The following is a 25,604-nucleotide window of genomic DNA, read 5'->3' as shown; positions in this document are numbered from 1 at the left end:
ATAACACATTATACGCAATATTTACTCCCGGTTGCATAGCATGCACAACGAAAATATTTAATAATTTCCAGCAGTGTCACAAACAACAGAATATAATTTTGGATTTTGATTACCCCATTCAAAGCAAAATAAGCCCGTGCATCACCAGCACCCCCAGGCATGAGTGCAGGAGTATCTGGACAGTAATTTACCCAGGTTTCCGGAGAATGAGGGGAGGGGGGCAGGACCACCAATCATTCAGAGTTCACAATGCAGGCACACCACATCGTCGTAATCGATCTCCCCGTTGGCATTGTAATCAAAAAAGACAACATTTTCGTGTTCAGGTATCCATTCGAGGTTCTGGTAGTAGACGACAACATCGTTGTAGTCGATCACCTGGTTTCCGTTGACATCTTCGAAGAGCCCGTCGTGATCAGGGTCGGTGGGCGTTTCATTGAAGCCCGGGAAAGGATCGAGATCGGCAGTGACATTCAGGATGCCCGGCACCGGCGATGTCCTGACATATCCACCCACATCACCGGTCATCCTGTCAACCGAGATCAGGATCTCGCTTTCGCCGACGGCAACCCCCCTGAACCCGATGGTGCCAAGTGAGACGTTCAGCGCCCCCTCCTCGATCTGATCCTCCAGGTCGACGGCCGCCAGCCAGATCGAATCTGCAGGCACAGTGCCGTTTCTACCGAGAAGCGCCCATTCAGGGAAGGCTATAGTTGTCACAGACGCCAGTGCGGGATCTGAAAGAGAGAGCGTGACGTTATAGCCTGCGAGGCCTTCGTCGGCGCGCTCCAGCACGAGGGTGAGGAAGGACTCACCGCCGAGGGTGACCGAGGCGTTCTGAGGCCTGAATGAGATTGCAGGGGGCGGGGCGTACACAGTGATATACCCCTCCTCGGCCAGGGTGTCGTTCGCGCCGTTGAGATCCTCCACACAGAGCGAGACGTTGAAGACGCCCGGTTCAGAATAGGTGTGAAGAGGGTTCTGCTCTGTCGAGACGGCACCGTCGCCGAAGTCCCATGTCCATGACGCCGGAGAACCGGTGGACTCGTCGTCGAACCTGACCGTGAGCGGCACCTGGCCCGAGGTGGTGTTTACGGTAAAACTGGCGTGCACATCCTCAGGCCCGGCCAGCCAGAGATAGACCAGATAGTCCCCGGTGTTTCGCCCGTCGTCGTCAAAGGCGAGGAGCGTGTAGGACCCGGTATATTCAGAGGTAAAATGTATTTCTGCACCTGACGCCACCACCTTCCCGTCGGGGTCGAAAAGGATCATCGTGGACCCGATCGCGCTGCTGCTCATTTTTATGTATCCTGAACTCCCCCTCTCGGCCGGGAACTGGTAGGTATCGACCTCACCGAGGAAGGTGATCTTCGCCTCGGTGTTGATGCCGATTCGTAGGGAAGTCGCCGCCGCGGGATCGTTCGCGCATTGCTGATAGACCACATACTCGGTAAATCCAGACTCACCATCGCCGACCATCACCGTGTAATCCCCTGATTCGGGAAGGTTCTGCAACATTCCCACGACGTTAGTGCCATCGACGCTCTTCACTTCCTTCCCGTCAGGGCCGTAAAGGGTGATCACAAGACCATGACTCGGTTTCAGGTCTATCAACCGGACATATGCCACATCGCCTTTTGCACCCGCAAAGGTAAAGGTATCCTTGCCGCCCTTGACCGTGATCTCTCCATGGTAGAAATCGCCGTTCAGAGGGATCGCATTTCCCGGGTTGTTCGTGCGCTGAAGAATAAGCCCGTAATCTTCAGGAACGCTGCACCCGGCGATCAGGGTGTACGACCCGGTCGATGCCAGGGGCACGATCATCGAGGCCGCTGCATAGTGGGTGGCCCTCCCGATCTCTTTTCCGTCCGGACCGGTCAGAATGACGATGGGATATCTCGCACTGGTATAAGTACGCTCCATCCCCATCCTGACATACACCATATCCCCGGCCTCGGCCGAGAAGGTGTAGGTGTCGACCTCGCCCGCCGTCAGGATCCTGCCGAAGACATTCTCGCCAAAGGCGATCGGTTCGGGCGCCTCGTTGCTCACATTCGCCTGGAAAAGGCCGGGATCGGGATCGGCCTCGAAGACAGAATAGTTCATATCTTCGGTGCCCGGACCTGCCTGGACGGTCAGTCCCTGGACGCCGCCGCAGCAGATCATAGCGATCATGAAAAAGCAGAACAGCGTAAATCCAGCTCTGCACGATATTGTACCCATTTTTTCCTCCATCAAGGGGCGGCCACAACCATCGGCCTTTCAGGAAAAAGCGCTAGAGAAGGTTGTGATCGAGGGACACTGCCAGAACATAAGACGGCGGCCTTCACCCCCCTAGGCGGTAAATTGCAGGGCACAAATATATAATAATTTCGAGATTTTGCCAAGGAAATGGATGCATTATAGCCACAGATAAAAAAAATAACCCACACAACATCAATTAAATCATAATAATACTATTTATGCACATTAATCTATTGCATTCACCCACATTTTTGGCATTTTACCATCTGGTGACGGCAGAGATCACAGATCTCACCGCTTTTTATCTACAACTTCGAAGACCTGCGATAGAGAAAAAAGAGGAACTCAGGATCACCCTGGCGCCAGCACCAGAGGGGGAGACGGCCCTTTCAGGTCACCTCCCCGTACAGCACGATCACGTCGTTGAACCCGATCCTGCCGCTGCCGTCGTAGTCAAAGGCTTCCACTGGCTCGTTCTCCTCGATAAACAGGAGGTTCGCATAATACACCACCACATCGTTGAACCCGATCACGCCGTTGCCGTCGATGTCCTCGTACATGCCGTCGCCGTCGGGATCGGTCGGCATCTCCTCATAGCCGGGGAAGGGCACGACCGGCAGCGGTGGGTCCTGCAGCCAGATGTAAAGGCCGTAACTGCCGGAGTCGTAACCGTTGTCGTCCCCGGCGAGGACAGAGTACATTCCGCCGGCCCAGAGAACCTCGTCGATTTCGGCCGATGTGTAGCCCTGTGTCCGGTTAATTTCCTCGCCATCAGGTCCAAAGAGGATCAGCATCGGATCCAGATACGAAGATTTTGTACCCATCCTGACGAAGCATCTCTTCCCGGCGGCTGCCGCAAAACGGTAAGTGTTCATCCCGCCGGCAACAGTGATCGTAGCCGTTGTGTTATCTCCGCTCTGGAGCAGAGTGGCGTTCACGGGATCGGTCATCACCTGGGCAAAAATGCCGAACGTCCCGACGTCATAACCATCGTCGTCCCCCGCGAGGACCGTGTACGTCCCGTCTGCCGCGACAAATTCATGGATCTCGGTCGATGTGTAGCCCTGTGTCCGGGTGATCTCCAGGCCGTCAGGCCCGAAGAGGATCAGCATCGGGTCCAGATACGAGGATTTTGTACCCATCCGAATATATGCTGCATCCCCACCTTCGGCGGTGAAGACAAATGTCTGCATTCCCCCGGTCATCAAGATGGTGCCGTTCAGACTTTTTCCTACAATATCAACGGTGTTTCCCGGGTTGTTCGTGCGTTGAAGGAAAAGGCCGTACGCCCCGGTGTCGTAATCGTTGTCATCCCCGGCGAGGATGGTGTACGTCCCGTCGGCAGCAATGAGTTCATAGATCTCGGTCGAAGGGTAGCTCCACGTCCGATTGATCTCCACCCCGTCAGGTCCCCGCAAGATCAGCATCGGATCCAGATACGAAGAATTTGTACCCATCCTGATGTACACCGAATCGTTCGCCTCCGCTTGGAAGGTGTAGGTGTTCATATAGCCTGCCGATGTGATCTCGCCGGTCAGACTCTCACCAAACGCGATCGGGATCGCAATGGCGCGTTGTTCTGAGAACTCCACGACCCCCGATCCCCCCGCCGATCCGGATATTCCGATGACGACGACCAAGAGCACGACGGCGCACGTCAATCGAATGCACTTGCTCAGATATTCACCTCTCATGATATGCTCCCTCCAGAAAGGAATGCCTCATGCGCGCTGCGGTGTTTCTGATGCGGCTGATTTTTTCTGTAGTTCGTCTGAATATTCCTTCAATGTAGTTTTATGCGGTCAAATCGGTTTTTACGTAAATCGCACGGCTCTGGTCGGCACCTCTCCGGGAGTCCGAGAGACTCTCATCCATTAGTATAAATACATAATCTGCCGAGGAACCGCAAGACAGATCTAAAACAGACACAGATGCGATGATTGAGGCAACGCCAGACACCAGAGAGACATTGCCCCAGAAACAAAACGAATGATTTTGCAGGAAAAAAAGAAAATTTACAGGAACCGCGGCCGCACCGAAAGGTGCTTTGCGGTGTACATCGGGCGGAAGGGCTTGCCCGCGCACTCCTCCTTCACGGCGGATGCGAGTGCGTCGAAGGTCATCTCCTCCTTGTGCGGCTTCTTCGGGTCAGAGAGGCTGCGGATGGTAACCGTCAGCTTCCCCTCGTCCATCTCGCGGTCGCCGATGACGGCCACATAGGGCACCCACTCGGTCCCGGCCTCGCGGATCTTCTTGTTCACGGACTCGTCGCGGTCATCCACATCGGCCCTGACGCCGGCGGCGTTCATCCGGGCGCAGAGGTCGATTGCATAGGCGGCGTGCCGCTCTGAGACCGGGACAAAACGCACCTGCGTCGGCGATAGCCAGGTCGGGAGGCGGGGCACCGACTGGTAGGCGGTGTTCTCCAGCATGGCGCAGATCACCCGCTCGATCGAGCCGGTGGGGGAGCAATGGAGGATCGGGGGGTGAACCTCCTCGCCGTCCATATGATACGAGATATCGAACCGGAGGGAACTCTCCACGTCGATCTGGACGGTCGGGTTCTCGATCGGCCGGCCCTGTCCGTCGATGGCGGCAAGGTCCACCTTCGCGATCCAGTAGTGGACGCGATCCGAGAGGATCTCGATGAGCATGGGCACGCCCGACTCCCTGACGATCGCCTTCACCCAGTCCTCGTACTGCTCCCAGAAGTCCTGGGTGCAGCGGAACGCTCCGACCAGAGGCGTGCCGAGGTCGACGCCGCTCTGCCAGCCCATCCTGAGCTGCTCCTCAAAGCAGCGGAGGGCGTTGTCCATATCCTTGCAGAGGGTATGCATATCAGGCATCGTAAAGGCGCGGAGACGCTTGAGCCCGATTACCTCGCCAGACTGCTCGTGCCTGAACGAGTAGGTCGAGAGCTCGTACATCTTCATCGGCAGGGTGTTGGGCGAGATGTGCATGTCCCGCATGAAGGAGAACATGCCGAAGCACGCCGCAAACCGCAGCATCATGTTCCGGTTCCCGCTCTTGAAGCGGTACTGCCGCTCCCCGAACTTGGCGGCGTGCTCTGAGATCGCCGGGTCGTCGAGGTCGTACATCACCGGGGTCTCGACCGGCATGCCGCCGTAGTCGAGGACGAGCCCCAGGACGTAGTCCCCGAGCAGGTCGCGCACGAGCCTGCCCCTGGGCATCCAGCGGAGGTGGCCGATGTCAGAGGCGGGCTCGTAGTCGACGAACTCCTTGGAGCGCATCAGGTCCACGTGGATCGGTTCGCCGCCGGCCTGAACAGGGAGGCCGAGTTCCTTCTTGATGAGCGAGCCGAAGGGCGAGTCGTCGGCGCACGCCTCGGCTTCTTTCCGTTCGCCCTCGGGGGTGAGGACGAAGAAGGTGTGGGTGACGGTCTTTTTGGCCGGCTTCGCCGCCTCCTCCTCGCCGCCCGGCACGATCGTGCGGGAGAGCTCGGAGAGGGGATGGCCCTTGCACGAGAGGGTGAAGGCCTTGTACCAGCCGAACGGGGCACGCCTGACGGTCAGCCCTCCAGCCGCATTGAGCCCTTCCTCGATGCCCCTGAGCGCCTTTTTGGCGGCCTCGGGTGCAGCGAGATCAGAGCTGAGGTGGGCGTACGGGTAGACGAGCACCCGGTCGGTCTTCAGTTCGCCGGCGGTCTTGAGGACCTCGGCCACAGTCCGGTCCACGACATCGTCGATATCTTCTTCGTCGGCCGATTCAACGGCGCAGAAAGCGACAAGCGCTTCATCGAGCCCGTCCTGCAGGACGGCGCCCTCTTCGGCGACCGGCGTCTTCTTCTGTGCCTGATAGTCGATATGATCTGAGTGAATTAAGAGAAGCCGCATTGAAAACCCCTTTACCTGATCAGATATCCCTTATAAAATTCTCTGTTCCTCTATATATGCCTTCAAATCTCGCGTGGATTCTCGTGGTAACGCGAGAGGGTCGCCTGGCGCTGATCCATATACTTCGCGTCTTTCTTGAGATTATACGGATGATCGGCGCGCTCGGTCGTGTAGAAGACCAGCTGACCGATCGGCATCCCGGCATACATGCGCACAGGGCGCTGGTTCACGTTGCACATCTCGAGGGTGATGGAACCCCTGAACCCGGCGTCGATCCAGCCGCCGGTCTGGTGGAGTTCGATCCCGAGGCGGGCGATGGAACTCTTCCCCTCGATGCTCGCCACAATATTGTCGGGGAGCGTGACCGCTTCAAAGGTCTCGGCGAGCATAAAGGCACCGGGCGCCATGACGATCGAGTCGGTGCGGGTCTCCTGCACGCGGGAGGCGACGCTCGCCCGGTCGTACGGGTCGATCACATCGTCGCAGGGTTCGTACCAGACAAAATGGTCCCCGAGCCTGATATCCAGCGAGTTGGGCTGGATAAGCCCCGGCTCGAAGGGGTCGATGCCGATCTGCCCCCTCCTGATCCGGTCCTCGATCTGCCAGTCGACAAGAATCATCGGGTAAACATTCTCCCTGCAGGGAGTTAGTTATTGTCCTTCTTCGCCGTCCGGGTGATCGAGATGCCACTCGGCCCGCCGCAGCAGGCCGTGGAGCGTGGAGACCTCCCGCGTGGTCAGGGCCGTGCGCCCGAAGATCCGGCGCATCATCAGGAGGGTGTTGGCGCGCTTGTAGTCAGGGTGCTCGATCCGTTCGAGGAACTGGCCGAAGTGCTCGATCAGGCTCTCGCGCTCGGTTTTCCCGGCAAGGCGATAGGTGCCGCGCGGCAGGTGGGCGAGGTCGTGGCAGACGACGGCCACGGCGTGCGAGAGGTTCATGATCGGGTAGATCTCCGAGGTCGGTATGGTGCAGATCAGATCGGCGCGGGAGACCTCCTCATTGTTGAGCCCCCAGTTCTCCCGCCCGAAGAGGATGCTCACGGAACCCTCGGCTTCCTCAAGGATCGTCCTGATCTCGGCCGGCGTAAAATAGGGCATCCGCATCGAGGTGCAGACCGACTTGGAGAGTTCGCCGGTCGTCGCCACGACCAGATCGCTCCCCGCATAGACCTCTTCGAGGCTCATCCTGACGGCGCCTTCCAGGACGTCGCGGGCATGCGAGGCGCGGGCGAAGGCTTCGTCGCCAAGGGCGCAGGGGTCCACCAGGACGAGGCGGGTGAACCCGAAGTTCTTCATCGCCCGCGCCACGAAGCCCACGTTTCCCTCATAGAGGGGTTCGACAAGGACAATGGAAATCTCGGGCATGGAGACCGGTTACTGGACCGCTTTCACCGTCGCCTTCAGGGTCTCGACGCCCTTCTCGTAGACGGCGTTGCCGACAACGATCGTATCGGCGTACCGCCCCATCTCCGCGGCGCGCTCGGCCGAATCGATCCCGCCGCCGTAATAGAGGCTCGCACCGGTGATCGCTTCCGAGGCGGCCCGCACCACTGCCGGGTCTCCGTAGGTTCCCGAATATTCGATATAGACGATCGGGAAGTGGAAGTAGTGCTCGGCGCACCTGGCATAGGCCGCAACCTCTGCGGGTTTCAGGTCGCAGACCGCCCGCGTCACCCGACCCACGGCCGAGGCCGGGTTCAGGACGATATAGGCCTCGGGAACCACCTGCTCCCACGGGATCTCAGGGCAGGCGAGCGCCCACTGCTGGTGTTTGCCGACGACCCAGCGGGCGTCCGGGGTGTTGAGAACACTCGGGACGAAGAGTAGATCGACGCCTTCGAAGACGGCGCCCTCCGGGTCGGCAGGCTCGACGACGAGAGGGATACCATAGTCTTCGACCTGTTCGCGCAGGTCGGCGAGGTTCTCGCGCGTGACGTTCAGGGTGCCTGAGAGGAGGATCGCATCGGTCCCGCTGGTGGCGACGGCCTCGACCGCCGCGGCGTCGAGGTGCTTGTCGGGGTCAAGTTTCGTCACATGCGCCCAATTTTTCCATTTGAGGTGCGTGCCAGTCATGTGCGTACTCTTTCTTTTTTGTCTTCCGCCGATATAGATGCAATGCAGGCGCGGATCTTTGCCGCCGGGATGCCTGAAGCCGCCGAAGCCCGTTCGGGGTCGGCGGCGGCAAGACTTGCGGCGTCGACGATACCAGCCCGGTAGAGTTTTTCAAGCGTCGGTTCTCCGATGCCCGGAACGGCAAGCAGTTCTTCCCGCCCTTTCTCAAGGCGTTTCTGGGTGATCTTCGGCGGAGTGTCGAGGCCGGCGCTGCTGCAGGCGACCTCTGCATGTTTGCAGACGGTCTCCACCCGCACCCCGCTCTTCGCGCTGATATAGGCCGGGTGAAGGGTGGCGAAGTCTTCGGGGCCGGCGATCCCGGCCTCGAGGTACTTCTTGATGCTCACCGCCGGAAGACCGGCCTCGCGCAGCCGCCGTTCGCTCCGGATTGCCTGTGCCTTTGCCCTGAGGCCCTGGGTCTCCTCGTCTGAGAGACCGGCCTCCTTCAGGACATCCACACGGGCAGATCCGAGTGCCGCTATGTCGTCGATCCCTGCTGCGGCCAGTTTCTGTGCGATCTTCGCATGGCTCCGGCCGCGGCGCGGCGAGACTTCGGCGCGGATGAACTTCTTCAGTTCAGACCGGCGCCTCAGGAGATCGAGGACGTCGTTCGCCTCCTGCACAAGTTTCTCCGCCTCTTCTGACCCGATCGAGAGGTGGGCGGCAAGGTCTGCCGCCGACGCGCGGACGATGTCAGGGACCGTGTACATGTGGCTCGCATGCAGGCGTGCAAGCAGGGCATCGGTCATATGGGGGATCAGCCTGAGCGTCGCGGCATTTGATTCGATATGCGAGCAGAGGGGGCAGCCGATGTCCCATGGCCGCGCACCCTTCCTGATCAGCCTGATATGGTTGAGGCGGTGTTTATCGCAGACCTGATCCAGGCGGATTGCCTTGCCCCACTGCACCCCGGGAAGGCTGATATTGAAGGTGCATTCAGGATACCCGGAACAGCCGATGAACTGGGAGGCGCCGTGGACCTGTCTGATCTGGAGGTCTTTCCCGCAGACCGGGCAGGGGCCGACCGTCCGCTCCTCGACGGTCCGGTCCATGATCTCCGCACCGATCTGCTCTTCATGCGCTTCGAGATCGTCGAAGACCGAGTGGAGCATGGCGCGCGACTCGCCGACGACATCGTCGCGCGTCCGTGTGCTCTCCTTGATCTGCTGCATGGACGCCTCAAGGGTGCGGGTCATGTCCGGCCTGGTGATCGTGTCGGCGTGTTTTTCAAGGGACTCGACGACCGCCCGCCCCACGAGCGTCGGCCGAAGGGGATTGCCCTGGACGTACCGCCGCGAAACGAGTTTTCCGATCACCTCGTGGCGGGTGCTCTTTGTGCCCAGGCCCAGCTCTTCCATCGTCTGGATCAGCCGGCTCTGGGTGTAGCGGGGTGGAGGCTGGGTCTCTTTCTCCTCGAGGTTCACACCCAGGATCGGGAGACGTTCGCCGACGGTGCAGGCCGGGATCAGCCGTTCGGCCGCCTCGCTGTACGGGTAGACGCGCCGCCACCCCTCCTCTTTGAGCTGCCCGCCGGTGACCGTATAGGGTTCGCCCCCGGCGTCGAAGTTCACTTTCATGGTCAGCCATCTCGCGTCCGGCGAGAGGGTGGCAAGGAACCGCCGCACCACAAGTTCATAGAGTTTCCAGCGCTCTTCGCCGAGCTGTGCAGGCGTCGCCGCCCCGGTCGGGTGGATGGGCGGGTGGTCGGTGCTCGATTTTTTGCCGCGGGTGGGTTCTGGACGCCTGTGCCGCTCCACCCATGCGACATCTCCCGAGAACGCGGTGGCCTTCAGCACGCCGAGCACCTCGTCGAGGTTGAGGCTTGCCGGGTAGACGGTGTTGTCAGTCCTCGGGTACGAGATGAAACCGTTCATGTAGAGGTCTTCTGCGACCCGCATCGCATTTGCCGCGGAAAAGCCGAGCCGTCCTGCGGCGACGAGGAGGGAGGTGGTATCGAAGGGTGTGGGGGCGCGGTCGTTCTTGACGCCCTCCTTCACCTCGGTGACGGTGAGCGGTTCTGTCGTCCGTTTCCTGGCGGCGAGGGCGTCGTCATGATCGACGAACCGGCCGTGGGTGTGGCGGAGTTCAAGAGGCGAGCCGTCTTTTTTCGTGTCGAGGGTGAGCATCCAGTATTTCTGCGGGACGAAGGACTCGATCTCCTTTTCCCGGTCTGCGATCATCGCAAGGGTCGGGCTCTGCACCCGGCCCACCGAGAGGATGTTCGCGCCCCCGCGCCGTGCCGCAATCGAGATGAAGCGGGTCAGCGACGCTCCCCACATCAGGTCGATGATCTGGCGCGACTCCCCGGCGGCGGCGAGGGCGAAGTCGAGTTCGGTCAGTTCGGAGAAGGCCCGCTTGATCTCCTGCGGGGTGATCGCCGAGAACCTGGCCCGCAGGATCCGCACGCCCTTGTTCACCGCCCTGACGAGTTCGTAGGCCTCCTTGCCGATCAACTCCCCCTCGGTATCGAAATCGGTGGCGATGGTGACGAGGTCGGCCTTTTTCGCGAGTTTCTGAAGAAGAGAGACGATGCGCTTTTCGGTCGGGCGCTTGACGATCCCGGCGTCGATGAGGGAGCGGGGAGGGCGCTCCTCGCTCCGCCAGTTCGTGTAGCCCTCTACGAAATCGACCTCGACGACGTGCCCCTTCAGGCCGACGAGGACGGTGTCATCGAAGGCGTAGGTGTCGACCCCGCCCTCTTTTTTATTCGTGACGTGGTTGTTTCCCGCAAGCATGGCGGCGATCCGCCGGGCCGAGATGTTCTTCTCTGCGACTATCAGGTGCACGGCTCAGGCTCCCTCCTCCGGGGTGATACGGGCGGCGATTAGAGGAGTGATCTCTTTCGGATCTGCCTTGCCCCGTGTTTTCTTCATCACCTGGCCGACCAGGAAGTTGAGTGCCGCGCCCTTCCCCTCGCGGTAATCGGCGACCGCCTGCGGGTTTTCGGCGATCACCTCGTCGATGACGGCGGCAAAGGCGTCAGCGGCGCCCTTGCCAAGGTTGTGCTGCTTCACGTACTCCGAGGGCGTCACCGGCGTCTCGCCGGCGATGACGGCGTCAAGCAGCGCCCGCAGGACATCGATGGCGACCCGGTCGGTGACCTCGCCGCGGCCGACCAGGCCGACGAGGTCGGCGAAGTGGTCGAGAGGCACCGTCGTCACCGGCATGTCCCGGTAGTTGAGTTCGCCGAGCAGGGTGTCGGCCGTCCAGGTGGCGGCAAGCGCCGGATCGGTCTTTGCAGCGAGCGCCTCGTAGAACTCGGCGAGCCTGAGGTCGCCGGTGAGGGTGCGGGCGTGGTTGAGGGAGATCCCGTAGGTCGCCATGAAGCGGTCGCGCCGGGCGTCAGGGAGTTCGGGGAGGGCGATCGCCTCGACCCAATCCTTTACCCTGAGGGGCCGCAGGTCCGGTTCGGGGAAGTAGCGGTAGTCGTTCTCCGTCTCCTTGGACCTGGCCGAGGAGGTGATGCCGCGGCCCTCCTGGAAGTGGCGGGTCTCGCGCTCGACCCGCAGGCCGCGCCTGATCAGGTTCTTCTGGCGGGTGATCTCGAAGGTGAGCGCCTTCTCGACCCCCTTATATGAGGAGATGTTCTTCACCTCGACCCGCTCTGAGCCGCGGATCGAGATGTTGGCGTCCACGCGCAGACCGCCCTCGCGCTCGCCGTCATAGACGCCGAGGTACTCGAGGGTGGCGCGGAGTTTGTTGAGGAACCGCCGGGCCTCCTTCGGCGACCGAAGGTCGGGCTCGGTGACGATCTCGATGAGGGGGATGCCAGAGCGGTTGTAGTCGACCAGGGTATAGGCGACATGGCCGGCGCCGGCCTTGTGCACCAGCCTCCCCGGGTCTTCTTCGAGGTGGATGCGGGTGATCCGGATCTTCTTCTCGCCTTCGTCGCCCTCGATCTCCAGGTAGCCCCAGACGGCGAGTGGGCGGTCGTACATCGTGATCTGGTAGCCCTTCGGGAGGTCGGGATAGAAGTAGTTCTTCCGTGCGAATTCGGACTCTTCGGGCACCTCGAGGTTGAGGGCCTTTGCGACGCAGAGACCGTACTCGACGGCCTTCCGGTTAATCATGGGGAGGGCGCCGGGCAGGCCGAGGCAGACCGGGCAGACATGGGTATTCGGGCCGTCGGTCTTGTAGTCGGTCGAGCACCCGCAGAAGAGTTTGGTCTCTGTGTTCAGCTGGCAATGGATCTCGAGCCCGATGATCACGTCGGTGTGTTCGCTCATCGCCGCACCTCCTCGTAGGCATAGGCAGTATCGATGATCCGCTCCTCCTCGCAATGCCTGCCGATGAGCTGCAGCCCGACGGGCAGACCGTCCACGCTGCCGCAGGGCACCGAGATCGCCGGGACGCCGGCGAGGTTGGCCGGGACGGTGAGGATGTCGGCGAGGTACATCGAGAGGGGGTCGGCGGTCTTCTCGCCGAGGGCGAAGGCCGTCGTAGGCATGGTCGGGCCGGCGATAACGTCGACATCCGCAAACAGGCGGGCGAAATCTTCACCGACGCTCTTGCGGGCCGCCTGCGCCTTTGCATAGTACTTGCCGTAGTAACCGGCCGAGAGGGCGAAGGTGCCGAGCATGATCCGGCGGCGCACCTCTTTGCCGAAGTGCTCCCGGCGGTGTTCCTGGTAGGCATCGTGCCACGAGCGCTTCGACTCGATGTCGGGGCCGTAGCGGATGCCGTCGAACCGGGCGAGGTTCGAGGAGGCCTCTGAGGTGCAGGTGACATAGTAGGCGGCGAGGGCAAAGGCCATGCTCGGCATCGAACACTCGACGATCTCGGCGCCGAGGTCGGCGAGAGAGTCGATCGCCGACCTGACCTTCTCTGCGACGCCCGGGTCGACGCCGGCGCCGAAGAACTCGGCCGGGACGCCGATACGGAGCCCCGCGATTCCATCGGACGAGGGCGTGTGGGAGTATGGGCGGTCGATGGAGGTGGCGTCGCGGGCGTCAGGACCGGCGATCACCGAGAAGAGGCTGGATACATCAGCCACGTTCCGGGCCATCGGGCCGATGCCCTCGAGTGAGTTCGCATAGGCGATGAGGCCGTACCGGGAGACCCGCCCGTAGGTGGGCTTGAGCCCGACGATCCCGCAGAAGGCCGCGGGGCAGCGGATCGAGCCGCCGGTGTCGGTGCCGAGGGCCATCGGCACCATACCGGCAGCGACGGCGGCGGCGCTCCCGCCCGAAGATCCGCCGGGGACGCGCGCGGTGTCGACCGGGTTGGTGGTCGGTCCGAATGCACTCGATTCGGTGGTGGTGCCCATGCCGAACTCGTCCATGTTCGTTTTGCCGACGATAGCGGCGCCGGCGGCCTTGAGCAGTTCGACGACGTGGGCGTCATACGGGGGGATATAGCCCTGGAGGATCCGCGACCCGCAGGTAGTCTGGACACCGGCCGTCGAGATGTTGTCCTTGACCGCCACCAGGACGCCAGCCAGGGGGCCGTCGCCGTGGTCGGCCTCCCGGCAGAGGGTGATGAAGGCGTTCCAGCGGTCTTCCGCATCAAAGGTGATCGAGCCCATCACATCACCTTCGGGGCGCGGATATAGCCGGCCTCAGACTCACCGGCGTTTTCAAGGACGGCGTCGAGGGAGAGGGACGGGACGACGGCGTCGTCCCTGAAGATGTTCGTCGTTACCGCCGCAGGCCGCCCGCTCTCCTCGACCTGATCGAGGAGATCGAAATATTCGAGGATGGCGTTGAACTGCCCGGTAAATTCGGCGAGTTCTTCGTCGCCTATTCCAATATCTGCAAGTATTGCAATATGTGCTACGTCTGATTCAGTGACCATGCATGTCCCTACCCATGTCAGTTAAGTACCCTTGTACCGACTTTTTATAACCATTTTTACTGGAGAGGTGCCCGATCGCCTTCCAGATCCCGCTGCCGTACTGCATCGCCTTCTTCTCTCCGCTGGCGAATTCGAGGGGCAGATGCCGTTCTGCGACCTCTCTGAGGGGCAATTTCCTGACCCCGCCGCACACCTTCTCAGCAGGAGGGATGGCGCGGGCCGCCGCCACGACGCGCAGATCCAGGTATGGGAGGGAGAACGCGGTACCATAGAGAGAGGCGACGGCGCCGTCGCGGGCAACCTGCCGCGGGATATCGTCGACGCCCGCCGCAAGCGAGGCCGCAAGGTCAGGGCTCTCCAGGTAGCGCGCGTAGCCGCCGAAGAGTTCGTCTGCCCCCTGTCCGGCCAGGATCCGGCGGTAGCCGCGCTCCCCGGCCCAGCGGGCGACAAAGTATTCGGTCGTTGCGATGGAGGCGTCGACCGGGTTCGGGGCACCCAGCACACCGACCACCGCCCGCAGCGCCGCCTCAACCTCCTGTTCGGTGACGGTCACCGCCTCGCAGGAGAGGCCCAGCACTTCGGCGAGGGCGAGGGCGCGCACCAGATCGTGCGATCCCTCCAAGCCGACGACGACACAGGGGAGGCGCGCGAGGGCGGCGACAAGGGCCGAGTCCACCCCACCGGAGAGAGCGACGGCGGCGCCGTCCACTGCCCTGATCGCCACCGCCTCGACAATCGCCGCCTCGAGGTCGCCGGCCGGGTAGCCGGGGTCCACGCGGCCGACGACCGCACCGTCGCGGGTGAGCGTTCCGGCCGGGCCGTCGCCGGGGGCGATCCCGAAGTGGTCGCGCGCCCGCCACTCACCGTACGTGAACGAAAACTCGCCGCCGAACCGCAGGGCGGAGTAAGGATCCTCTGAAAGGGCGACACGCACCTCATCTTCGGAGAGGCGCCGGCCGTCGCACTCGACCCATCCGATCAGGGCGAGGTCAGGCATCCCCCCTCCGCGTGATTGCCGGATCATCGTCATATCTGGAAGAGAGTTTGGGGCTGCACGCTAATGATAGGCTCGATCCCGGATCTCCAGACCGCCTTACCTGTTCAGTGCTGCCCAGCATTGTTCTGGAACAGGCCGTAGTGCCGGCGAAGCACCCGCCTGATCTTTTCGGACCTGAGCCAGCCCTGGTCAAGGCTGCTGATGATGGCATCGATCTTTCCGGTTTCGATGCGGATCTTTTCAGCGACCGTCTCGTCGTACAGGTCTGCAAGCCCCGGGATCACCTGAAGGGGGTATTTAATATGGTCGTTGAGGATGGCGAACTGCTCCAGGTTCTCCTCGATCTGCTGAACGCTTCGGCTTCCATACTCTGCCACTCTTTTCTCGCCGAGATGTCGCGGGCCACGGCCAGGATCGCCGATCGTCCGTCGATCTCGCAGAGGTGGCTGTTCAACTCCACCGGAAGGGGCGTGCCGTCCTTTCGCAGCTCTACGGCTTCGTATTTTGCAGTGCCGTACAGGAGGAGGCGCTCCATGATCTCAGCCAGCACCGTGCCTCCACCCGGCTCCTTGACCTTACCTACAGGCATGTTGAGGAGTTTCCCCCTCTGATAGTGCAGGCTGGTGCAGGCGGCCCGGTTCACCTCGATCAGCCTGCCCGGCCGGTTGTCCGGGGTCAACTCGACGAGGAAGATGACGTCGTTCACCCGGTCGAAGATAGCCCTGAACCTCTCCTCGCTCCCGCGCAGGGCGTCTTCGACCTTCTTCTGTGCGGCCATGTCCAGGAACAACCCGACGGCAGCGGGCTTCCCGTGGTAACGCGTCCCGGCCCCGGTATATTCAAGGCAGAGGCTGCTGCCGTCCTTCCTGATGCCCTCGTACCTCTCATGCACGGAGATGGAGGCGCCGGAGAGGACCTGCTCCGTCGTGCGCCTGAACCGCTCCCGGTCGTCGGGATGAACGATGTCCGATACCGGCAGGTTCCCGACGGCCTCCTCCGGCGTATAGCCGAAAAGTGCGGTGAAGGCCGGGTTGACGAAACAGATGGTTTCCTCTCTGAACAGGCAGATGCCCGAAGATGTGGCGCTCACCGGCAGAAGAAAGAGGTCTTCCAGGTGTACCCTCCAGATCAGGTGACAATAATCGTGTGTTCATAGCTATCGAGGGTGATCGGAATGCCGGCGTAGAGGAGGATGGTGATATTGTCCTTCTTCACGTGGAGGAGGCAGTTAACCTTTCCGACAAGAAGTCCATGCATTTTTCTCTCATTTTCATGGTGCAGACAACCATAGAGAGTTCATTCTGATCAGGCGCCCGAGGAAGGCATTCGGGCTGTAAAAAGAAATTATTCCCTCAATGCAAACCAGGCATCCCGCAGCCCGACGTTGTACTGGGCGATGAAGAGGGCGTCTCCTACTTCGATCATCCCGTTCCGGTGGACGTCGGTCTTCGTGAACAGTTCGGTGTCGGCCGAGGGCTTTGAGGAGAGGCCGACGATCTGCTTGAGCACCCGCAGGGTGTCGGCCTGGTTGACCGTGCCGTCGTCGTTGGCGTCGCCTAAGAGGACGGCCCGGCCGGCACCGATGACCGAGTAGCCGCTCGTCACCTTGGGCGCCAGGACGGCGTTGGTCCAGGCGACCATCTCGTCGCCGTTGTTTGAGTTCTGGCAGTATCCGTAGACGTTGAAGGCCGCAAAGGTGTCGAGGTTCTCGACGGTGTAGTTGATCCGCACCGCACCCCGGTTCTCGAGGTCAGCGTTCGGTCTGAGCACGCCGGCGTTCAGGTCGATGAACATCACCTGGAAGGTGTTCGCCGTGTCGCTCATGTCCTGGCCGAAATGGATCGGGTAGTCGAAACCGTTGCCGGTCGGCTTCCAGATCTGCGGGCCGTAAATGAAGTCGTCTTTGGTGAAGATCTCGTCGAGGGAGACGGGCTGGTAGGTGACGTTGTCAAGAGACGGCGGCTGGTTGCTCGCTGGGTTCGGAGTCCAGGTGTAGCCGTCGGCGGTGATGTGCAGCCTGAAGTCGTCGGAGATCGTGCCGTTCACGGCGACCATGAGGAGGATCTCGTCCTCATAGCCCTTACCGCCCGAGTCGGTCGCATAGAAGGTGCCGCTCTGGTTTTCAGAGACCGTCACCTGGCCGAAGTTTACTGCCGGGTCGGTGGATATGTGCAGGGCGTTGAGGCCGCGGTCATAGCCTTCGAACCGGACGTTGTAGGTGTTGTTCCCGAAGGCGTTGTACTTCACGCCGGCGTCGTTGGCGACTTTGAAGAAAACATTGTTGTAGTCAGGGAGGGGCCGGGGACCGGAGGGCGCGGCGTTGACGGTCGCCTCGGCCGTACCCGAGACCGTGCCATTCGAGGCGGTGAGCGTGGTGGTGCCGGCAGCGAGGGCGGTGAAGGTGCCGGTGGCGTTCACCGTCCCCACGGTCTCGTCAGAACTCGACCAGGCGATGGCGATGTCGCTCATCGTACGGTCGTCCTGGTCGAGGGCGGCGGCGGCAAACTGCATCGAGGTGCCGATCTCCACCTCGGCGGTCGCAGGCGTGACCTCGATCGAGGTCAGCACCGGCGGGATGCCGACGACGGCATAGCCGCTCGTGCCGACGACTGTCTCGCCGGCGGCGTTCACCCGGTTGGTCCATGAAATGCCCTGGCCCTGGTTGGCGGCGAGGCACCAGCCGTAGACGTTGAAGGCGGCGAAGGTCTCCAGGTTCTCGAAGGAGTACTCCACCTTTGCACCGCCGTTGTCGGTGAGCATGGTGCCGAACTTCGAGGGGTACATGTTCCCGACGTCAAGGTCGATGAACATCAGGCTGAAGGTGTTGCTCGTGTCGGTGACGTCCTGGTACTCGTACAGGGGCAGGCCGGGTGGGAGATAGGGCTCGGCGTTGCCCGGGCCGGGCTTCCAGGTCTGCGGGCCGTACAGGAAATCCTCCTTCGTGAAGGTCTCGTTCACCGCACCCTCGATATAGGCGTAGTTCGTCGGGACCTGATTGGTGACCGAGGAGGGCGTCCAGGTGTAGCCGCTCGTCTTGACGTGCACGGCAAAGTCGTCCGGGACCGTGCCGTTCACGGCCAGGAGGAGGAGGATGTCATCGTCAAAGCCGCGGCCGCCGGTGTTGGAAACATAATAGACACCGGACTGGTCGCTGCTCGTCGTCACCTGGCCATAGGCGTTGTCCGCATCAGCGGTGATGTGGAGCTCGTTCAGGCCACCGCCGTCGGCCTTGATATAATAGGTGTTGTTCGGCCCGCCGTACGTGGCGCCGTCGAGATCGTACTTCACTCCGTCGGCGTTCGAGACGTTGATGAAGACGTGGCGCGTTTGTTCGAGGGGATCGGCCGAAGCCGGGGCGATACTGAAGAGAAAGAGCAGGAGGAGCGTTGCGGCAAGCCAGCGCAGCCACCGACTGTCAGGTCTGGAATGGTCTCGTATCATTATATGCGACTCCACCCAGTTCAGGCAGAAAAGAACAGGCGATAGATCCCCAAGAGTAAATGGATTCATTCTAATTACCCGAAATGGCCAATGAAGTACTTTCTGGCGAAAGTAGGATAAAGAGGTTATTATTTGCCGAAATGTATAATACAAGTGATTAACTCATGAAATCGCCCGGCTGAAGTGCCATCCGGAAATGTGCTCCAGAGACGTGACTCATGACTCTATCCTGAGTACATCAGGGGTGCAGAACCACCACCAAGGCACGCAATGGAGGACCGCAAAAGGCTAACTCTATCCTGTGCCATTCAGTACCGATGTTTCTCAGCGACAAGACGCGGGAGGCCGTCGTCAGGACGATGTACGCCTACGCCGCCGCATACAACAGGAAGGACGCCGACGGCGTCATGGAACTGATGGCGCCCGAGATCATTGCGATCGGGTGCGGACAGGACGAGTGGGCCGAAGGGCCCGAGCAGGTGCGGGCCGGCATGGAGCGGGATTTCGCGCAGTGCGATACCGTCTCAGTCGAGTACGGCGACCTGCGCATCGCCGCCGACGGGATCATCGCCTGGGTGGCGGCGCCCTTCGAGATCACGGCGATCGCCGGCGGGAAGATGCAGGCGCTCCGCGGCCGCATGACCGCCGTCCTGATGAACACCTGGGACGGCTGGCGCTTTGTCCAGATGCACTTCTCGCTCCCTGCCGCAGGTCAGGAAGAGGGGCAGTCGTTCCCGGCGCAGGGGTAAGAGTTCGGAGAAAAAGGATTTGCTGCAGGGGGCTGGCAACCCTCGGTTCCCCCGCGTCAGGATAGGGTAGGGGACAATAAAACCCTCTTTATGATCATTGATGTTGGCTTCCCGGCTCTATCTTCATCCCGTGGGTCCTGGGGCAGAGCCCCCGGGCAAAGGCGACCTTCGCCGTTCATTAAATCATCTCTCCGTACATGGAGGGTGAGAGTTGCAGAAGACCGAGCAGCCCCTCTCGGGGGGCTTGCCGCCCCCCGGACCCCCTGCCGGTTACGATTGGGGGGGGGGCCGGGCAAACCACTCCAGATCACCCACCCATCATGTTCTATCGAGAGAAGCTCCGCCCTCCCTGTCCCCGCATATTCAGGGGTAATCATACACGCGGGGATCCGGGGTTAGATCCCCCGGCGGGCAGCGCGTGAAGGCGGCCGATCGTCAGGCCGCTTTGAAGGGGTTGCCTGCTTGAAAGGGCAAAGAACCATATCTTTTGCGGCCTTCTCGTCCTGTAGCGTGAGATTCTCCCGGAAAATCTAAACGAGAGCGCCTGCTACCCACACCCGGGTAAAGAGATAAAAAAGAGAGCGATCAGGCCGCGAGCGGCGCGAGTTTCGCGATCACCCGCTCGACCTGCTCCACCGCCGTCCCGATATAATTCTCCGGGTCGAGGAGGGCGGCGATCTCTGCACCGTCAAGGACGGCGGCGACCGCCGGGTCCTCCCCGAGCACACCGGCGATCGGCCGCCTCTCGGCGAGGGCAGTCATGCTGGCGACTCTGACGGCCTCGTGGGCCTCCTGCCGGCCCATGCCGCGCTTCGTCAGCTCGATCATCACCGACTCGGCGAGGTTGACGCCGTGGAGGAGGTCCAGGTTCTTCCTGACGTTCTCCTCGCGGATCGTCAGCCCTTCCAGCACCTTCACCATCAGGGCGAGGATATGGTCGGCGAGCACCGATGCCTCGGGAAAGACCACCCGTTCGCAGGAGGAGTTGGTGAGATCGCGCTCATCCCAGAGAGTGTTGTTCTGCAACGCCGGCTCGACCATCGCCCTGACGATCCTGGCGAGCCCGCAGACCTGCTCGCTCTTGATCGGGTTCCTCTTGTGCGGCATCGTCGACGACCCGACCTGCTTCTTCCCGAAGGCCTCCTCGACCTCGGCGATCTCGGTCCGCTGGAGGGACCTGATCTCGACCCCTATCTTGTCGAGGGTCGTCGCCACGTTCGCGAGGAACATGATATACTCGGCATAGCGGTCGCGGGCGATGATCTGGTTCGAGACATCGACCGGGGAGAGGCCGAGGTTCGCCATCATCGCGGGCTGGACCTCAAGCCCCTTCGCCCCCAGGGCGGCCTGCGTCCCGACGGCCCCGGTGAGCTGCCCGACCGCCACCCGCGGCCGCATCTGGCCGAGGCGCTCGATGTGCCTGCCGACCTCACTCGCCCAGATCGCAAACCGCAGCCCGTAGGTCGTGGGTACGCCGTGCTGCCCGTGGGTGCGCCCCACGCAGACGAGGTGTGTTGTTTCCCCGGCCCGGCGGAGGAGGACGGCGAGGAGAGCCCGGAGTTTCGCCTCGATAAGGTCCATCGCCGCCTTCATCTGCAGACCGGTCGCCGTGTCCAGGATATCGTTCGAGGTGGCGCCGAAATGGATCCAGCGCCCCGCGTCGCCGCAGACCTCGGTGACCGCCTTCACGACCGCCATCATATCGTGGTTGATCTCGGCCTCGATCTCGTTCGCCCGCGCAAGGGTGGCCATCCTGGCGCACCGCGCGATCGTTTCAGCGGCATCGGCCGGGATCACGCCGCATGCCGCCTCGGCCTGCGCAAGGGCGACCTCCGCCGCCACAATGCACCTGAACCGGTTCTCCTCTCCCCAGACGGCCTTCATCTCAGGGGTGCCGTACCGGTAGTCTATCGGGTGGATCGCCATATGTGGATATCATGGGTTTCTGGCGGTAAAAAAGGGGCGGCAGGGATCACCGCCGGTCGTTCTCCACCGAGAGACTCCCTGAGAGGGTCATCGTGGAGGATCCCACCTCCATGGCGTCCGATGCAGCGATCCCGGTCAGGATCCGCCGGCTGATCCGGTCCCTGACGGCCCGGCGCTCCCTGACGGCGGTGACGTAGCGGAGAGTGAGGCTCACCCAGTTGTCGGTGAGGGTGGTAAATACGGTGGGTTCGAACCCCCGCTGGAGCAGATAGTACTTCCCTCCGGCGGCGGCGATCTCTCGCTCGGCGAGCACCGCGCTCTCCCGGGTCTCCTCCCGGGCAATGCCGAGGAAGAGGTCGATCGCCGCTGAAACGTCGCTTTTATAGGTGATCGGGACGGTGATCTCGTCCCAGATGAAGTTATAGTCCCGGGTGTAATTGATCACCGCTTCGGTGAGGATACGCCCGTTCGGAACGATCGCCATCCGCCCGGTCGGCTGGTCGCCGCCGACCCACTCCAGGATCTCCATCAGGGTGGTGCTCATGAGGCCGATGTCGATCACGTCGCCGGCGGTCTTGCCGATGGCGATCCTATCGCCGACCGTATATGCGGCGCCGAGGAAGATGACGATGCTTCCGACGAAGTTCTTGAAGAAATCCTGGAGGGAGATGGCGATCCCGGCGGCGATGATGCCGTAGGCGACGAGGAGACTCTGCGGGTCGTCGATCCAGATGCGCACGGCGACGGCGGCGACGGCGACGATATAAAAGACCGATACCGCCTTCCTGAACGAATACCGCATTTTTGCGTCTTTTATCGTCCTCAAAACCCCGCGTTCGAGCGCAATCCTGAGGACAAAGTAGAGGATCGTGACGACCAGGAGCGTGAAGGCGATGCGCGAGAGCGTCTCGTCCGGGTAGAAGTAGGCTATCGCCCACGCCGCAAAAGTCACAGCACAGAGGATGAAAAACTGGAGGAAGTCGCCTGCCGCCATATATGGCAGACGCACAGGGTCATACTTAAAACTATCTCATCGGCAGCGGAGAACACTGTCGCCCCGCGACCCAACATTCCATATTTGTCGGGGGCATAGAATACTGCAATGGACCGTCTTGAAGCGTGGTTCCCATACCCGGGCTTCCGCCCGAACCAGCGGGAGATGCTGGAATTCGCCGCAGAGACGGCGCGCGAAGGCGGGATCGCCATGATCGACGCCCCGACCGGCAGCGGGAAGTCGAGCGTGGTCTCGGCGCTGCTGGCAGAGAGCAACGGCAGAAAGGTGATCGTCGCCGTGCGGACGATCTCGCAGCTCTCGACCTTTATCAGGGAACTGGCGCTCGTGAGAAAGGTGCAGCCCGCCCTGACCTTCTCGTACCTCGTCGGGAAAGGCTCGATGTGCCCGCTCGGCGGCGAGGGGGACCCGTACCGGCGCTGTGAGGGCGTGAAGGCCTTCTCATCGTCGCTGATGCGGGAGCGGGCCCAGAAGGGTTCGCTCGTCCCGACCGAGGACCGGGTGATCAACGAGCAGATCAGGAAGATGGATAGGGAGCATCCCCTGCTCTGTCCCTATTTCATTAAGAGCCGGGTGTTTGTCCGGGGCGACGAGGAGAGCGGTCTTCGGATGGCACCCTCGCAGACCCTCCGCACCAGGGCCGACCGGGTGAAGAAGGAGGCGATCGCACCCGAGGATCTGGCCGGGTTCTGCAACGGGCTCTGCCCGTACGAGACGATGATGCAGGCGGCACGGGGGGCCGACGTCCTGGTCTGCAACTTCCACCACCTCTTCAACGACGAGATCCGCGACCAGCTCTATGCCTCTCTCGACGTGGAGCCCAAAGACGTCCTCCTCCTCATCGATGAGGCGCACAACTGCGGCGACGTCGTGACCGGCATCCAGAGCGTCGTCCTCGAAGATCGTACCCTTGAGGCGGCGATGACCGAGCTCTCCCACCTCTCCAGGTCGATGAAGGACGTGAACGCCGTGCGGCAGGTGCTCCCGAACGTGGCCGCCTTCATGGAGGCCCTGCAGCGCTCCCAGAAAGGCGAAGACTGGTTCGACCCGGAGCAGTTCCACCGGATGGCGGTGCGGGGAACGCTCTACAAGGGGCTCGAAGAGATCGTGGGCGACCTCTCGAAGATCGCCGAGCGGGTCTCCGAGAAGAACAAGAGCGCCGGGATCTACAAGGAGAGCGCCGTCGAGAGCCTCACCGAGTTCATGTACCGCGTCTACCGCGCCGGTAGCGACATGACCTTCCTGCCCCTGTACCGTTCAGCCGAAGGACATGTGGAACTCGAGGTGCGCAACATCGATCCCGGCGAGAAAATGCAGGCGATAGGAAAAGCACACGCCGCATGCGTTCTGATCTCCGGGACGCTCTCGCCTCTCTCCGCCTACCAGAAATACTACTTCGGTGACCTTCCGGTCAGGACGATCTCCCTCCCGAACAGTTTCCCGCGGGAAAATCGTCTGGTCGTCTGCGCAAAAGACGTCACGACCGCCTACCGGATGCGCCAGAATAAGAAGAACACCGACGCGATCGTCGGCTATATCAAAACCTTCGCGCGGGTGAGGGGGAACCTTGCCGTCTACTTCCCGTCGTACCAGATCCTCAACACCTACGCACAGGCCTGCGGGAGCCGTATCAACGGAAAGACGGTCTATACCGAGCCCAGAGAGGCGTCAGAGGCGACCGCCGCCCTGCAGGAGTTCATCTCCCTTCCTGAACGGGGCAAAGCCGGGATCATCTTTGCGGTCTGCGGCGGGAAATGGAGCGAGGGGCTCGACTACCGCGGCGAGATGCTGCGGGGGGCGATGGTCGTCGGCCTCCCGCTCGCCCCGTACAACTCGGTCAGGAAGATGACGATCGAGTACTACGTCCACAAGTTCGGGCGCGACGGCGAGTTCATCTCGTACACCCTCCCGGCAATCAACCGCGCCCTCCAGGCCCTCGGGCGGGTGCTGCGGACGCCCGAGGATACCGGGGTGCTCGTCCTCGCCGAGGAGCGGTTCCTCGAACCGGGGGTGCGGGTCGGCCTTCCGCCCTGGATGCAGGACGAAGCCGAGATCTGCGACCTCGACCGGTTTTCCAGGCTGGTGATGAAATGGGCGTAACCGGGGGAAGCTGCCCGTTCGGGCTCTGGCACGTCCACATGGTCTGGAGCGGCGACCTCGTCATGCAGGTGCGCTTCCTGCGCGAACCGGCGGAGGGGCCGGCCCACCCTGCCTTCCTCCGCTATCTCGCCGGGAACCCGGACGCCCTTGCCGGTCTTTCGAGTGTTGCGACCGAGGGCGATTCCGTGTATGCACGCATCTACCGGGCCGTCCGGGCGATCCCGTACGGGCGGACGGCGACCTATGGCGAGATCGCCGCCGCCGCAGGGACCGTGCCGCGGGTGGTGGGCAATGCGATGCGCACGAATCCAACGCCTCTCGTCGTCCCCTGCCACCGGGTGGTGGCAAAGGGCGGGATCGGCGGGTTCACCCCGTCGATTGAGATGAAACGAGCCCTGCTCTCGATGGAGTCCCGGAAGGGATGATCTTTATGGATTCATGGAGCGATACGTATTCTATGAAGGTGCTGATACTCGGTGCAGGGGCGGTCGGCCTCTGCCTTGCCGCCCGCCTGTCCCCCCATTGCGAGGTCCATGCTGTCTGCAGAAAGCGTCATGCCGATGCGATCGCACAGCGGGGCTTTGTGATGACCGGGCTCTGGGGCGAGGGGACGTATCGGTTCCCGGCGTCCGAAGATGTGCCCGAGGGCGAACACTTCGACTATATCTTCATCACCGCAAAGTCTCTCGCCACCCGGTCGATCTGCGAGCAGTTCGCCGGCGTGATCCAGGGGACCGATACAGTCAGCCTCCAGAACGGCCTGGGCAACGAGGAGATCATCGCCGAATATACCGACCGCGTCATCGGGGGCACGATCATCACCGGGTTTGAGTGGAAGGGCGACGCCGGCGTCCACGTCTCGGTGGTCGGCGGGCCGATGAAACTCGGCCGGTTCCCGGACGGCGCCGATCCGGCGGTGGACGCCCTCGTCGACCTCGTGAGGCGATCTGGCATACCGGTGGAGGCGAGCAGCCATATCAGGGGCGATCTCTGGGCGAAGACCCTGTATAACTCGGCCTTAAACCCGCTGGGCGCCCTGATGAACGTCCCGTACGGCAAACTCCTCGACCCGACGGTCTGGGGCGTCATTGAGAACGTCATCCGCGAGGCGTATGCGGTGATGGCCGCGGAGAGTGTGCATGTCCCCTGGCCGACGGCCGATGACTATCTCGCCTTTCTCCGCGACGTCCAGATCCCGAGCACGGCCGGGCACCACGCCTCCATGCTCCAGGACATCCTGCACGGGAACGCCACCGAGATCGATTTCATGAACGGGGCGATCGCCGCCCGTGCGGAGAAACACGGCCTATCGGCACCGTACAACGACTGCATCACCCGCCTGGTGCATTTCCGCGAGACGCTCCGGGAGCCGTAGGC

General features: G+C 62.0%; 21 protein-coding genes. 4 read left to right on the top strand and 17 right to left on the bottom strand.

Translation table 11 applies throughout. The features are described from left to right. Nucleotides 1–237 precede the first annotated feature (237 nt). The 15 genes from METLI_RS05755 to METLI_RS12380 all read right to left on the bottom strand — a co-directional run bounded on the left by METLI_RS05755 (nt 238) and on the right by METLI_RS12380 (nt 18,440). Nucleotides 238–2,175, bottom strand: coding sequence for a PKD domain-containing protein (locus METLI_RS05755; protein ID WP_048103649.1), 1,938 nt, complete (start codon nt 2,173–2,175; stop codon nt 238–240). Nucleotides 2,176–2,633: 458 nt separating this feature from the next. Continuing rightward, complete coding sequence (locus tag METLI_RS05750) at nt 2,634–3,938, bottom strand: hypothetical protein (protein ID WP_004038815.1); 1,305 nt, start codon at nt 3,936–3,938, stop codon at nt 2,634–2,636. 321 nt (nt 3,939–4,259) lie between these two features. After that, nucleotides 4,260–6,098 (bottom strand): threonine--tRNA ligase, encoded by a 1,839-nt coding sequence (locus METLI_RS05745; protein WP_004038814.1) that lies wholly within the window; start codon nt 6,096–6,098, stop codon nt 4,260–4,262. A 62-nt stretch (nt 6,099–6,160) separates the two neighbouring features. Beyond that, nucleotides 6,161–6,718 (bottom strand): dCTP deaminase, encoded by a 558-nt coding sequence (gene dcd / locus METLI_RS05740; RefSeq protein ID WP_004038813.1) that lies wholly within the window; start codon nt 6,716–6,718, stop codon nt 6,161–6,163. A gap of 30 nt (nt 6,719–6,748) precedes the next feature. Then, the gene (locus METLI_RS05735) at nt 6,749–7,462 is read right to left on the bottom strand and encodes an RNA methyltransferase (RefSeq protein ID WP_004038812.1); all 714 of its coding nucleotides are present in this window, start codon (nt 7,460–7,462) and stop codon (nt 6,749–6,751) included. A 9-nt stretch (nt 7,463–7,471) separates the two neighbouring features. Further along, entirely contained in the window at nt 7,472–8,170 is a 699-nt protein-coding gene (locus METLI_RS05730; protein WP_004038805.1) for a phosphoglycerol geranylgeranyltransferase, read from the bottom strand. Then, nucleotides 8,167–10,995, bottom strand: a complete 2,829-nt coding sequence (locus METLI_RS05725; protein WP_004038803.1) for a DNA topoisomerase I — start codon at nt 10,993–10,995, stop codon at nt 8,167–8,169. The genes METLI_RS05730 and METLI_RS05725 overlap by 4 nt, the downstream gene beginning before the upstream one ends. Nucleotides 10,996–10,998: 3 nt before the next feature. Next, nucleotides 10,999–12,435, bottom strand: a complete 1,437-nt coding sequence (gene gatB / locus METLI_RS05720) for an Asp-tRNA(Asn)/Glu-tRNA(Gln) amidotransferase subunit GatB (protein WP_004038801.1) — start codon at nt 12,433–12,435, stop codon at nt 10,999–11,001. Next, nucleotides 12,432–13,733, bottom strand: a complete 1,302-nt coding sequence (gene gatA, locus METLI_RS05715) for an Asp-tRNA(Asn)/Glu-tRNA(Gln) amidotransferase subunit GatA (RefSeq protein ID WP_004038799.1) — start codon at nt 13,731–13,733, stop codon at nt 12,432–12,434. Before gatA ends, gatB begins: the two co-directional genes overlap by 4 nt. Continuing rightward, nucleotides 13,733–14,002, bottom strand: coding sequence for an Asp-tRNA(Asn)/Glu-tRNA(Gln) amidotransferase subunit GatC (gatC, locus tag METLI_RS05710; protein ID WP_004038795.1), 270 nt, complete (start codon nt 14,000–14,002; stop codon nt 13,733–13,735). Before gatC ends, gatA begins: the two co-directional genes overlap by 1 nt. Next, on the bottom strand, nt 13,992–14,999 hold the full coding sequence (locus tag METLI_RS05705; protein WP_004038793.1) for an asparagine synthase C-terminal domain-containing protein: 1,008 nt from the start codon (nt 14,997–14,999) through the stop codon (nt 13,992–13,994). Before METLI_RS05705 ends, gatC begins: the two co-directional genes overlap by 11 nt. Nucleotides 15,000–15,103: 104 nt before the next feature. Further along, nucleotides 15,104–15,283, bottom strand: coding sequence for a hypothetical protein (locus METLI_RS05700; protein WP_048103644.1), 180 nt, complete (start codon nt 15,281–15,283; stop codon nt 15,104–15,106). Continuing rightward, the gene (locus METLI_RS05695) at nt 15,280–16,089 is read right to left on the bottom strand and encodes a PAS domain-containing protein (protein ID WP_004038792.1); all 810 of its coding nucleotides are present in this window, start codon (nt 16,087–16,089) and stop codon (nt 15,280–15,282) included. Before METLI_RS05695 ends, METLI_RS05700 begins: the two co-directional genes overlap by 4 nt. A 38-nt stretch (nt 16,090–16,127) precedes the next feature. Beyond that, a complete protein-coding gene (locus METLI_RS13570; protein ID WP_004038790.1) occupies nt 16,128–16,256 on the bottom strand; it encodes a hypothetical protein in 129 nt (42 codons plus the stop codon). A gap of 87 nt (nt 16,257–16,343) precedes the next feature. Further along, the gene (locus tag METLI_RS12380; RefSeq protein ID WP_004038789.1) at nt 16,344–18,440 is read right to left on the bottom strand and encodes an Ig-like domain-containing protein; all 2,097 of its coding nucleotides are present in this window, start codon (nt 18,438–18,440) and stop codon (nt 16,344–16,346) included. A gap of 317 nt (nt 18,441–18,757) precedes the next feature. Between METLI_RS12380 and METLI_RS05685 the strand changes: the two genes are divergently transcribed. After that, a complete protein-coding gene (locus tag METLI_RS05685; protein WP_004038787.1) occupies nt 18,758–19,189 on the top strand; it encodes a nuclear transport factor 2 family protein in 432 nt (143 codons plus the stop codon). A gap of 585 nt (nt 19,190–19,774) precedes the next feature. Here the strand turns inward: METLI_RS05685 and purB are convergent. Both purB and METLI_RS05675 read right to left on the bottom strand, forming a co-directional pair. After that, a complete protein-coding gene (purB, locus tag METLI_RS05680) occupies nt 19,775–21,115 on the bottom strand; it encodes an adenylosuccinate lyase (RefSeq protein WP_004038785.1) in 1,341 nt (446 codons plus the stop codon). A 46-nt stretch (nt 21,116–21,161) separates the two neighbouring features. Further along, on the bottom strand, nt 21,162–22,109 hold the full coding sequence (locus tag METLI_RS05675) for a mechanosensitive ion channel family protein (RefSeq protein WP_004038783.1): 948 nt from the start codon (nt 22,107–22,109) through the stop codon (nt 21,162–21,164). A gap of 108 nt (nt 22,110–22,217) precedes the next feature. On the opposite strand from METLI_RS05675, the gene METLI_RS05670 reads away from it, so the two are divergent. The 3 genes from METLI_RS05670 to METLI_RS05660 are packed head-to-tail and all read left to right on the top strand — an operon-like array spanning nt 22,218 to nt 25,602. After that, complete coding sequence (locus METLI_RS05670) at nt 22,218–24,227, top strand: ATP-dependent DNA helicase (protein ID WP_004038781.1); 2,010 nt, start codon at nt 22,218–22,220, stop codon at nt 24,225–24,227. After that, nucleotides 24,218–24,652 (top strand): methylated-DNA--[protein]-cysteine S-methyltransferase, encoded by a 435-nt coding sequence (locus METLI_RS05665; RefSeq protein WP_004038779.1) that lies wholly within the window; start codon nt 24,218–24,220, stop codon nt 24,650–24,652. The genes METLI_RS05670 and METLI_RS05665 overlap by 10 nt, the downstream gene beginning before the upstream one ends. A gap of 32 nt (nt 24,653–24,684) precedes the next feature. Further along, nucleotides 24,685–25,602: a ketopantoate reductase family protein gene (locus tag METLI_RS05660; protein WP_048103642.1), complete on the top strand. Its 918-nt coding sequence runs from the start codon at nt 24,685–24,687 to the stop codon at nt 25,600–25,602. Nucleotides 25,603–25,604: the final 2 nt, after the last annotated feature.

Source organism: Methanofollis liminatans DSM 4140 (assembly GCF_000275865.1).
Lineage (GTDB): Archaea > Halobacteriota > Methanomicrobia > Methanomicrobiales > Methanofollaceae > Methanofollis > Methanofollis liminatans.
The sequence above is the reverse complement of the archived record's forward strand: the minus strand, read 5'-3'. Positions and strand labels throughout refer to the sequence as shown.